Below are 11,325 nucleotides of genomic sequence, written 5' to 3'. Positions count from 1 at the left end.
ACCGGGCCAGGCGCCGGATTAGCCTGCGAGCCGCCTCGTTCCCGCGCTGCTCGGCTCGCGCAAAGTGCGGTGCGAGCCTAATCGGCCCGGGGAAACCTGAGGGTCCGCGTGGCCTCCTCCATCATGTTGGCGATCCAGCTCGCGATGCGCCGCTGCACCGCCGCCGCCGAGAGCCGGTCGAGCGGACGGCCCGCGGCATCACCCCACAACACGGCGAGTTTCGCCGGATCGGCGGTCACGAAATCGACGAGGTTCAGTCCTGCACGGTCCACGGGCTGCCACAGGCGATCATCGAGGCGCGGCAGCACGATCTCCGACACGCCCGCACGCATCTCGTCGAACTGCTCCGGCTCCAGGCCGATGATGCCCGGGTCGAAATCCGCCGGGAACACGGTACCGACCCGTTCGTTCAGCACCCACACCGGGCGGGCGAGCGGCAGCGCAGCGCGTACTACGCCGGTGGTCGTCGCCAATGCGCGCATGGCGTCCCGATTTGAGGTCGTCACAAGCGCGACGATCATCTGCCCCCCGCCCTCGGCAACCACCTTATCGAGCCCCATGTCGCGCAGGAAACGGACGACCGGCTTGTCCCACGTGGCCGCCGTGTCCAGCACGATGCTGCTGCCGCTCTTCGCCGCCTGGTCGATGGCGAGAGACAGCGGCGAAAATGCCCGCAACAGGGCAAGGGGATCGTCGGGTGCGTCGAGCAGATCGGTGTCGATCGTGGTGACGCAGCTTCCGAGCTTGGTTGCCAACCGCTGCTGAACGTCCGCGGAAAAGACCCGAACCTGGCATCCGAGCGAGCGCCAGATCAGCGCCACGAGCTCGGAAAACAGGCTCTTTCCCTGGCCGCCAATGGCGGACAAGATGACGATGCAGTACCAACCGGGCATCCAGCCACTTCTCCTCTATCGATGAGCAGCTGAATAGGCCACGGCTCGACGAACAAGGCTCCCACGAACCCTGCGTCGAAAATGTCGTAGATTGTCGCCACCCGTCGAAGAAGCGATATCTATCGTCTGAGGACGTCGGGCTCGGCTTGCGGGCAGAGCCGAACCGCGCAGGATTTTGCAAGGCTGCGGAGAAATCGAAAAGTCGTCCCGGCGGTGGCCGCGGCGGCGAGATCGAGGGTCGGCACCGGGAGTCCAGTAGCGCGGCCTTTCGGCGGGTTGCCGATGTCGACGGCGAGCGAGGCTGACGTCGCATCGAAGGGCTTGGAAGCGCCGCCGAGCTGGGCGACGTGGCGATGGTCGCCCATGCACGCACGGCGCCAGAGTTCGGCGGCCGAGTCGCGCACGGCGCCATGGCAGGCGATCCAGAAGCCGCGCCGACGCAGGCGGCGCGGCGTCCGCGGCTGCCGTGGCGCATCGTCAAGCAATCCCGACAGACGCCTTGCAACGATATGGTGCTGGCAGCTGGCGACCCAGATCGTCGACACCGCCGAAATGACGTCGGACCGGATGCCGTCTGCGACGATCGACCCCGCCAGCAGATCGACGATCCTAACGATGACCTCCTGAACCGCCGCCTTCGGCCGCTCCGTCATCGGCTGCAGGACCGCCTCGAGCACGTCCCACACCAGACGGGCTTCGGGCGACGGCTCGGCCCAGTCGTAGAGCGTTCGCCGTCCCCGGTTCTGCCGTTCCGGATCTCGCGTCGCCAGACACACGCGATCGCGCACATGTTCGAGAAAACCAGGCGCGACATCCGCCATTCCAACGATAAAATCCTCGAGCCGCCTCCTCAGATCGTCCGCAGTCGGCCTTTCCAACCCCTCGAAGAAGTAGTTCTGCGCCGCGTCAAACGGAAAGGCTGTCGACCTGACCGCCACCAGATGCGGTCGACCCGGGAACTGGCGCAGCGCCGCATTCACAACATGCGGCTCGACGGGCGCCGATATCACCGCCGTCCGGACAAAACCCGCGCGACCGCCCGTATTCTTCAACGTCTCGCCCGTGACCGGCGCCATGTCGACGTTCGAGAATGGATAGCGCCCGACCAGCGCGTCGAACGTCTCGGGCAATATCTCCGACGGAATCGAGCACGCGCCGGTGCGAGCCGCTTGGTGTGCCGCGTTCACGAGCGCGGACAATTGCAGGATGACCTCTCCGATACGAGCCGACGATCTGCGCCGCGCACTTCGGCGTCGAAAGGAAGATGCGGCCTGCTCGAGAACGTGGACCTGAACCGCGACGTCGACGGTAGGACGGCGGACCCGGCGCAATAACCTCTGAACCTCGGTGCGGTCCTCCTCGGCAAGCATGCCCGCTACCGCGACTTTCCGCGACGGAACAGGAGCTCGTCCATGGCGGCGTGGGCCCGGGCCTGCTCGATGCATTCCCTGAACCGGTCGAGTATCGGCGAATTCTGCGCCGCGCTCGGCGGCGACGGCCGGCCGAAATCGGTTGCTCGAGCGGACGGCCGCTTTGTTTCTGCCGCAGGCGGGCGATCCTTCCTCGCCCTGGCGCGGCTGATGAAGGTGTAGAGCGATCGCTCGGTGAATTTGGCCCCGGTGCGCCCCCGCGCTCCGCGGACGTTCAGACCCTCAGCGATCTGCTTGTAGGTCAAGCCAAGCTCCAACATCCCGTCGAACGTCTTGATATGCCGGTCGATCACGGCTTGCGTTTTCGGAGCGCCCAGCTCGGTCGCGGCCAGCGCATCAACGATCGGTTGCAGCAATTCGTCGAGGATCATCGCGCCGTTGCTCTCACATGATGAACGAAAAACAGGTCGTCCGGCTCGTTTGAATGTCGCACGTCACGACGTTGGAATGCCCGATCAGGGTGCGGGCAGGCTGAGCATGACGGGCGTCACCCGTGCGCCGCGGCTCGTGCGAATCTTCGTGGCTGCACGGTCGGCAAGATCCGCCATGAACTGACGAGCCGACGGCCGCTCCTCGAGAAAGGCGTGCAAGAGCCGGCAACCGCGGAGGTCCAACGTCGCCGTGATCATCGCCGCGATCTGGGCCGACTGAGCCTCGTCGGTCTCCATTTTGGCGGAGACCCCCTTGTCGCGGCGGATCGTTTGCTCGACCCACTTGACCGTCACCCGCTCCCCGCGCCGCACACGCGCGAGCACTTCGAGCACCGTAGCCTCGTCCACGGATGCAGCGCCCAGATACTGCGCGGCGGTCAACGGCAGCAGGCACACGTCATCGCCGTGGCGCTGGAACAGATGCGCGGCATTCATACGCAGTTGCGCCGTCCGCGGCTCGATTTTCAACACCACACGACACCACCTCGCGAATATACCGTGTGCAAAATGCTGCTTGGCTTCGACCAGCGCGGCGCCGATCACCAAGGCGCTGCATGTCAGCCGCTTCTCGCCCTCCAGGATGACACCCGCGAGTTCCTCCAGCCTGTCCCGCACCTCGGGTTCAATTTGGCCATAGTCGAACTGCTCGCCGCCCATCATGGTCGCGCCGCTCCAACGCTCTCTCGCTTGAATGTATCCGGAACCACGGTACACGAAAACGGAAAAACGTCAATCTTTTCCGAATGATGGCAACTTGGCACGGTTTGGGAAAAATCCAAATGCGAAAAGTTTTCGCTTTTGGAATGCCCCAACGACATCATGGTCCGCCCGGTCCGTCGTGTGTGCCGTCCATACGCCCACAGTCGGTTGGACCGTCTCCGGGGCCGCAATTCAGATTAGCAAACAGGCACAAAGTTAAAATGTTTAAAATTTAGGCAGATCGCCGAAGATTAGCGTCTCCCTTCGGCTCGCTCGCCCTCTCTGGCTCGGAGCTGCGCGGCCGCTATCGCGGGCACGCGTAGTCCGAGGAGGCGACGTCGGGCGCTCTTACCTTCCCGTCCAGACCGGCTTGCGCTTCTCGCCGAACGCCTTCAGCCCTTCCTTGGCATCCTCGGTCATCGCCAGCAATGCGATCTGGCTTTCGGTGTAGGCGATGCTCTCGTCGAAGGACATCGCGGCGATCGCGCGCATGGCGTATTTGCCGCGGCGGATCGCAGTCGGAGATTTGTCGACGATGCGGCCGATCAGCCAGTCGACCTTGGCGTCGAGTTCGGCTGTCGGCACGACGTAATTCAAAAGGCCTGCGTCCTTTGCCGCCTTCGCGTCGAACGGCTCACCGGTGAGCGCCCATTCGTTGATCAGGCGCCGCGGCGCGATCTGCTGCAACAGGCTCAGCACCTGCATCGGAAACACGCCGACCTTCACCTCCGGAAGGCCGAAGATGACATGATCCGCTGCGACCGCCATATCGGTCATGCACAACAGGCCCATGCCGCCGGCCATGCAGACGCCGCCGACACGCGCGATCGCGGGCTTGGTCGCGTTCTGCGAAAGGCGCAGCAGATCGGCATAATCGACATTGGGCCTGGAATGATCCATCGCGAACGCCGCACCGGAATTCTGCAAGTCCGCGCCGGCGCAAAACGCCTTGTCGCCCGCGCCGGTCAGCACGATGACGCGAACGTCCTTGTCGTCATGCGCGTCGCGATAGCCGCGCGCGATGCCGGCGATGACGTCGCCGTTCAGCGCGTTGCGCTTCTCCGGCCGGTTGATGGTGATCCAGAACGCCTGGCCGCGCTTATCCGTGATGACGCCTGTGCTGTCGGTCATGCGGCTCAATCCTTGCTCCCGGTCTGCCGCCATTTGCGGCAGCTTCGGCGCGAGGTGCAAGGGCAATCTGTCAGAAGGCGCGGCTTTAGCGCCTCGACACAAATTTGCAGGAAAACACAACGCGAGCGCGGCTCAAGCCGCGGCCGCTTTCCTGATCCAGACCTTGTTGTCGTGGAACGCAGCGCCACCGATGGGAGCGATGGTATCGGCGCCTGTCAGCATGTTGATGCCGCGACCGCCGATATGATTTCTGTTCGGATGCACGGACTCGGCGATCACCACGCCGCGCCGTACGCCCTCGAACAGCACCGCGATCAGCGTGGTCTCGCCCCTGATGTTGCCGAGCGTCACCGCGTCGCCATCGGCGATGTCGAGCGCGGCGGCATCCAGCGGATGGATCATCACGCTCGCTTTGCCCTCGCGTGCCTGCGAGGACGGGGTTTCGTTGAAGGTGGTGTTGAGGAAGCTGCGCGAGGGGCTGGTCGCGAGGCGGAACGGATGGATCTGATCGGCGTGCTCGATCACCGCCCAATGATCCGGCAATGACGGCATCTTGTCGAAATCGCCCATGGTCTGGCCGAACGGCGGATGCGCCCAATCGGCTTTGAAATGGAATTTCCCGTCTGGATGCGCGAAGCCATCGAGATAGTGCGAGGTGCGGAAGTCCGGCTGCAGATCGCGCCAGATGTCGGCCTCGAGCCCGGCGATGTCGCCGTGGTCGCTCAGTCTCAAGGTCGTGTCGATCAACTCGCGCGGCGTCATCTCGAAGCCCGGATGCTTCGCGCCAAGCCGCGGCGCCAGCGCTTGCAACAGCTGGTGGTTGGAGCGGCATTCGCCAGGCGGGTCGATCAGCTTGGGACCGACGGAAATGTGCTGGTGGCCACCGCCGTAATAGAGATCGTCATGCTCCATGAACATCGTCGCCGGCAGCACGATGTCGGCCATCTGTGCCGTCTCGGTCATGAACTGCTCATGCACCGCGACGAACAGATCCTCGCGCGCGAAGCCCTGCCGCACCAGCGCCTGCTCCGGCGCCACCGTCATCGGATTGGTGTTCTGGATCAGCATCGCCTTGACCGGGCCCTTGCCGAGCAGGGCCTCGGCATCGCCGGTGAGGATGCGGCCGACCTGCGACTGGTCGAGCGCGCGGACCGTCTTGTCGATCGCGTCATGGCCTTCGATGACGGATTCGTCGAAGTGCCACAGCGCATAATTGTTGAAGAAGGCACCGCCGCCTTCATGTTGCCAGGCGCCGGTCACCGCGGGAATGCAGTTCGCCGCGTGCATCTGTGTCGCACCGTTGCGCGAGCGTGTGAAACCGTAGCCGAGGCGGAAGAACGTCCGTTTGGTCTCGCCGACGGCTTTGGCAAAGGCCTCGATCTCCGCCACCGGCACGCCGCAGATGGCGGAAGCCCATTCCGGCGTACGCGTCTTCAGGTGCGCCTCGAGTTCGTTCGGGCAGTCGGTGTACTTGTCCATATAGGCGCGGTCGGCGTAGCCGTCGCGGAACAGCACATGCATCACGCCGCAGGCGAACGCGCCGTCGGTGCCCGGCCGCAGCAGGATCTTGATGTCCGCCTGCTTCATGGTCTCGTTGTCGTAGATGTCGACGGCCGCGATCCTGGCGCCACGCTCCTTCCGTGCACGCGCGGCATGCGTCATCACGTTGACCTGCGTGTTGACGGGATTGGTGCCCCAGATCACGACGAGATCGGACAGCGCCATCTCGCGAGGGTCGACGCCGGCGATCCTGCCGGTGCCGATCGCAAAGCCGATGCGCCCGACGTTGGCGCAGATGGTCTGATAGAAGCGCGAATATTTCTTCACATGGGTGAGACGGTTGAGACCGTCGCGCATCACCAGGCCCATCGTGCCGGCATAGTAGTAGGGCCAGATCGATTCCGCGCCGAACTCGCGCTCCGCCTGGTTGAAGCGATCGGCGATCTCGTCCAGCGCCTCGTCCCAGGTGATCCGCGCAAACTGCCCGGAGCCCTTGGGTCCGATCCGGCGCATCGGAAACGTCACCCTTTCCGGATGATGGATGCGTTCGGCATAGCGAGCGACCTTGGCGCAAACCACGCCGGCCGTATAGGTCTGCTTTTTCGAACCGCGAACGCGGCCGATGCTGCGCCCTTCGACCACCTCGACATCGAGCGCGCAGGCCGACGGGCAATCATGCGGACAGGTGGAGTGGCGGATCTCGATCTTGGCGTGCTGGTTCATGACCAATTTGGTAACATCAAAATACCGTTGAGCCGAGGGCATTTATCCGGCAGTGCCCATGCATAATGCTCAAGCCGTACGTGTGGCCCGTTCCTCCCGCGAGCGCGAAATGCCGCGCTGCCACACCGAAAAGCGCCAGATATTCCTGATGAAATCGACTTTGTGAGGCGTCGACAGCCCGCTCCGGCTGCCGCTACAGTGCCATCAAACAAAACGAGTCCAGGGAGGTGGGTGTGACGGCCCGACAAATTCTGCTGGCGCTGGCCGCCGGCCTGCTTGCTGCATTCTCCGCGAGCCCGTCCACGGCACAGGATTATCCCGCGCATGCGGTCCGCATCGTCGTTCCCTTCGGCGCCGGCGGGCCGGCCGACGTCGCGGCCCGTTTGATCGGCCAGGCGCTTCAGGAGCGCTTTGGCCAGCCCTTCGTGGTCGAGAACCGCACCGGCGCCGGCGGCGTGATCGGCACGGTCGAAGCCGCGAAATCGCCGGCCGACGGCTACACATTGCTGATGATGTCCAACACCCAGACCGCGAATGAATCGCTACTGACGCCGGAGCAGCGCAAGTACGATCTGATGCGCGACCTCGCACCGATCGCGCCGGTGAATTATTCCGATCTCGTCATCGTGGTGAACCCGCAGGTCCCCGCGAAGACGCTTGCCGAGTTCATCGCGCTCGCCAAGGCGCAACCGGGCAAGCTGAACTACGCCTCCTCCGGCCAGGGCACGCCGTATCACATGGCAGGCGAGCTGTTCAAAGCGATGGCGGGCATCGACCTCGTCCACGTCCCCTACCGCAACAGCGGCGAGGCGCGCAGCGGCGTGATCGGCGGCCAAGTGCAGATGATGATCGATGCGGTGCCGGCGATGGCGCCGAACATCGGCGAAAACCAGGTTCGCGCGCTCGCGACCACCGGCAAGCAACGCTCCGCGGTGCTGCCGAACGTGCCGACTGCAGGCGAGGCCGGCGTTCCCGGATACGAAGCGACGATCTGGCTCGGCCTGATGGCCCCTGCGGGCACGCCAAAGCCGGTCATCGACAAGCTCAATTCGGCCGTGAACGCGCTGGTGAAGCGGCCCGACATCGTCAAGCTCTGGACCGAGCAGGGTGCGGTACCCATGTCGATGACGTCGGAGGAGTTCGACAGGTTCCTGCGCGGCGACATTGTGAAATGGGCCGATGTCGTCAAGAAGTTCAGCAAGTCCTGAGGCCGCGCCGGTCATGCCGACCGTTCAGTTCCAACTCAACGGCACGGCGATTTCTCTGGATGCCGATCCGGATCAGACGCTGCTCGATGTGCTTCGCGGCCGCCTCGGTGTCACAGGTGCGCATTTCGGCTGCTGCGCCGGCGAGTGCGGCGCCTGCCGCGTGATGGTCGACGGGCGCGCGATGGCCTCGTGCGACATGCCGATGTGGTCGGTGGCAGACAAGGATGTCGTTACACTGGAGGGCCTTGGCACGGCCGAGCAACCGCATCCGCTGCAACGTGCTTTCGTCTCAGAACAGGCGCTGCAATGCGGCTATTGCGTCTCGGGAATCCTGATCAGCGCTGCAGCGCTGCTCAAGCGCAATCCGTCGCCGACGGAGATGGAGGTCAGAGCGGCACTCGATCGCAACCTTTGCCGCTGCGGATCGCATAACCGCATGGTCCGCGCCGTGCTCCGGGCGGCATCGGAGATGACGACGCGATGAGTGCACCGTCCCCTGCCCCGAAACTGCCGGTCAGCCTGGCCGCCAATCCAAGACTGTCGTCCTGGGTGAGATTCACGGGCGATGGCCGCCTGGCCATCTCGCCCGGCAAGGTCGAGATCGGCCAGGGCATCGTCACGGCACTGGCGCAGATCGCGGCGGACGAGCTCGATGTCGAGATCGGCCGCATCGAGATGATCCGCGCCTCGACCGTGGCAAGCCCGAACGAGGGCGTCACCTCCGGCAGCCTCTCGATCCAGCAATCCGGCCGCGCGCTGCGCCACGTCTGTGCGGAGGTGCGCCAGCGCTTCCTCGCAGCGGCCTCGGAGCGTCTCGGCGTCGATGCGGCACTGCTCAATGTCCAGGACGGCACAATCTCAGGTCCAGGCAATGTCAGGACCAGCTATTGGGAACTGGCGGACGATGTTTCGCTCAACCACGATGCGACGGCGCTCAATGTCGCCAAGTCCGCCGCCAAGCGCAGCGTAGCCGGGCATTCGACCCAGCGCATCGACATTCCCGACAAGGTGTTTGCGCGGCAGCGGTTCATTCATGACTGCGCGCTGCCGAAGCTGCTGCACGGACGCGTGCTGAGGCCGGAGATTTCAGGCGCGAGGCTGATTGCGATCGACGAAGCGTCCGCACGCGCCGTCTCGGGGCTGATTGCGATCGTCCGCGACGCTGGCTTTGCCGGCGTCGTTGCCGCCACCGAGGCCGCGGCGGAAGCGGCACTTAAAGCACTGCGCCAGGGCGCGACATGGTCGGCCGGAGAGCCGCTGCCGGATGAAAACGATCTGGCCGCCTTCCTGCGAAGCCAGCCGGTCGAGACGACGATCATCGACACCAGGACAGCGCCCGCGGCAAAGCCTGCGCGCACGCTCCGCCGGCAATTCACCCGCCCCTATGTCGCACATGCCTCGATCGCGCCGTCCTGTGCGATGGCGCAATGGGACGGCGACCGCGTCCATGTCTGGACGCACAGCCAGGGCATCTATCTGCTGCGCGCCGATCTCGCGATCGTGCTCAAGCTGCCGGCCGACGACATCGTCGTCGAGCACATGGAAGGCGCGGGCTGCTATGGGCACAATGCCGCCGATGATGTCGCGCTCGATGCCGTACTGCTCGCCAAGGCCGCCGGCGGGCGGCCGGTGCGGGTGCAATGGTCGCGCCAAGACGAGATGTCTCACGCGCCGTTCGGTGCTGCGATGGCGATCGAAATCGCGGCCGATCTCGATGCGGACAACGAGATTGTCGGCTGGCGTCATGCGATCTGGAGCAACGGCCATGCCGCGCGGCCAGGGCGCGCCGCACAGCCGGCGCTGCTGGCGGCGAGCGAGATCGCAAATCCCTACCCCCGCATGATCTCGACGAATCCGCCGGCCGCCAATGGCGGCGGTGGCGACCGCAACTCCGTTCCGCTCTACGATCTCCCGGCCTGGACCATCACGAGCCATCGCCTGCTCACCATGCCGGTACGCACCTCGGCACTGCGGACCCTCGGTGCGCAAGGCAACGTGTTCGCGATCGAATCGCTGCTCGACGAGATTGCGACCTTGCGCGGCGAAGACCCGATAGCGTTCCGCTTGCGGAACCTCCGCGACGAACGAGCGAAGGACGTGATCCGCGCCGTGGCGCGACGCGCGGGCTGGAAGCCTGAGAGACGATCTGGCATCGGACACGGCGTCGGATTCGCCCGTTACAAGAACACCGGCGCCTATTGCGCCGCCATCGCCGAGATCGAGGGCGCCGACGACATCAGTGTGAAGCGCCTGACGCTTGCGGTCGACGTCGGCGAGGCCATCAATCCGGACGGCGTGATCAACCAGATCGAGGGTGGTGCGATCCAGGCGACGAGCTGGGTGCTGAAGGAGCGCGTCCGCTTCGACCGGACGCACATCACCTCGACCTCGTGGACGGACTATCCGATCCTCACCTTCAGCGAGGTGCCGGCTGTGGATGTCGAGATCATCCAGCGGCCCGAGATCGAGCCGGTCGGCGCCGGCGAAGCCGCGCACGGCCCGGTGACGGCGGCGATCGCGAATGCGGTTCATGACTGCCTTGGTGTGCGAATCCGCGACTTGCCGATCACGCGGGACAAAATCATCGCAGCCATGGAGCTTGCATCGTGACGGCAGTGAACATCTTGAGCGGCGGCGCGGCGCAAGGATTGGTGCGCGGTCTCAGCGAGGCCTTCAAGGCGCAGACCGGCTTCGGTATCGACGGGGAGTTCGGCGCGGTCGGTGCGATGGCGGACAAGCTGCGCACGAGCACGCCGGCTGATCTCGTGATCCTGACGCAGACCCTCCTTGCAAAGCTCGCCGCGGAAAAGCTCGTCGTCCCCTCCTCGATTGTGGACATCGGCCGGGTCGAGACTGCATTGGCCGTCCGCAACCGCGATCCCAAGGTGAGCGTGAAGACGGAAGCCGATCTGCGCGAAGTCCTGCGATCCGCGGACGCCATCTACGTCCCTGACACCAAGGCCTCGACCGCAGGCCAGCACGTCGCAAGAGTGCTGGATCAGCTCGGCATCACCCATGAGGTCACCTCGCGCCTGAAAATCTTTCCGAACGGTGCGACGGCGATGCGCGAACTGGCGGCATCCACCGCGACGCGGCCGATCGGATGCACGCAGGCGACCGAGATCATCGCGACCGACGGCATCGCGCTATCGGGTTCGCTGCCGCCGGGATGCGAATTGGTGACGATGTACACGGCCGGCGTCGCCACGCAGGCCGCGCATCCGAAGGAAGCGGCGGCGCTGATCGCGCTGCTGACGGGCGCAGATCAAAGGGACCTGCGCCAGCGCATGGGCTTTGCGAGCTAGATGGG

The 11,325-nt window shown here is 65.0% G+C and carries 10 protein-coding genes; 4 read left to right on the top strand and 6 right to left on the bottom strand.

All coding sequences use genetic code 11. From position 1 onward, the window contains the following. Positions 1-77: 77 nt before the first annotated feature. The 6 genes from QY049_RS26535 to QY049_RS26510 all read right to left on the bottom strand — a co-directional run bounded on the left by QY049_RS26535 (position 78) and on the right by QY049_RS26510 (position 6,807). The gene (locus QY049_RS26535) at positions 78-893 is read right to left on the bottom strand and encodes a hypothetical protein (protein WP_301270142.1); all 816 of its coding nucleotides are present in this window, start codon (positions 891-893) and stop codon (positions 78-80) included. A gap of 119 nt (positions 894-1,012) precedes the next feature. After that, complete coding sequence (locus QY049_RS26530; RefSeq protein ID WP_301270141.1) at positions 1,013-1,873, bottom strand: hypothetical protein; 861 nt, start codon at positions 1,871-1,873, stop codon at positions 1,013-1,015. Between the two features lie 395 nt (positions 1,874-2,268). Then, positions 2,269-2,694, bottom strand: a complete 426-nt coding sequence (locus tag QY049_RS26525) for a hypothetical protein (protein WP_301270140.1) — start codon at positions 2,692-2,694, stop codon at positions 2,269-2,271. Between the two features lie 84 nt (positions 2,695-2,778). Further along, on the bottom strand, positions 2,779-3,414 hold the full coding sequence (locus QY049_RS26520; RefSeq protein WP_301270139.1) for a hypothetical protein: 636 nt from the start codon (positions 3,412-3,414) through the stop codon (positions 2,779-2,781). 387 nt (positions 3,415-3,801) lie between these two features. Next, the gene (locus QY049_RS26515; protein WP_258766094.1) at positions 3,802-4,584 is read right to left on the bottom strand and encodes an enoyl-CoA hydratase/isomerase family protein; all 783 of its coding nucleotides are present in this window, start codon (positions 4,582-4,584) and stop codon (positions 3,802-3,804) included. 132 nt (positions 4,585-4,716) lie between these two features. Further along, positions 4,717-6,807 carry a molybdopterin oxidoreductase family protein gene (locus tag QY049_RS26510; RefSeq protein ID WP_301270138.1) on the bottom strand — a complete coding sequence of 697 codons (2,091 nt, stop codon included), beginning with the start codon at positions 6,805-6,807 and terminating at the stop codon, positions 4,717-4,719. 233 nt (positions 6,808-7,040) lie between these two features. Here QY049_RS26510 and QY049_RS26505 point away from each other — a divergent pair, with 233 nt between their 5' ends. The 4 genes from QY049_RS26505 to QY049_RS26490 are packed head-to-tail and all read left to right on the top strand — an operon-like array spanning position 7,041 to position 11,320. Continuing rightward, a complete protein-coding gene (locus QY049_RS26505) occupies positions 7,041-8,015 on the top strand; it encodes a tripartite tricarboxylate transporter substrate binding protein (RefSeq protein WP_194481544.1) in 975 nt (324 codons plus the stop codon). Positions 8,016-8,028: 13 nt separating this feature from the next. Further along, on the top strand, positions 8,029-8,499 hold the full coding sequence (locus tag QY049_RS26500) for a (2Fe-2S)-binding protein (protein ID WP_301270137.1): 471 nt from the start codon (positions 8,029-8,031) through the stop codon (positions 8,497-8,499). Further along, entirely contained in the window at positions 8,496-10,625 is a 2,130-nt protein-coding gene (locus QY049_RS26495) for a molybdopterin cofactor-binding domain-containing protein (protein ID WP_301270136.1), read from the top strand. The genes QY049_RS26500 and QY049_RS26495 overlap by 4 nt, the downstream gene beginning before the upstream one ends. Then, complete coding sequence (locus QY049_RS26490; RefSeq protein ID WP_301270135.1) at positions 10,622-11,320, top strand: substrate-binding domain-containing protein; 699 nt, start codon at positions 10,622-10,624, stop codon at positions 11,318-11,320. The genes QY049_RS26495 and QY049_RS26490 overlap by 4 nt, the downstream gene beginning before the upstream one ends. Positions 11,321-11,325 lie beyond the last annotated feature (5 nt).

It is taken from the genome of Bradyrhizobium sp. WYCCWR 13022 (assembly GCF_030435535.1).
In the GTDB taxonomy this organism is placed as follows: domain Bacteria; phylum Pseudomonadota; class Alphaproteobacteria; order Rhizobiales; family Xanthobacteraceae; genus Bradyrhizobium.
Note: the sequence above shows the minus strand (reverse complement) of the source record. Positions and strands in the feature narration are given on the sequence as shown.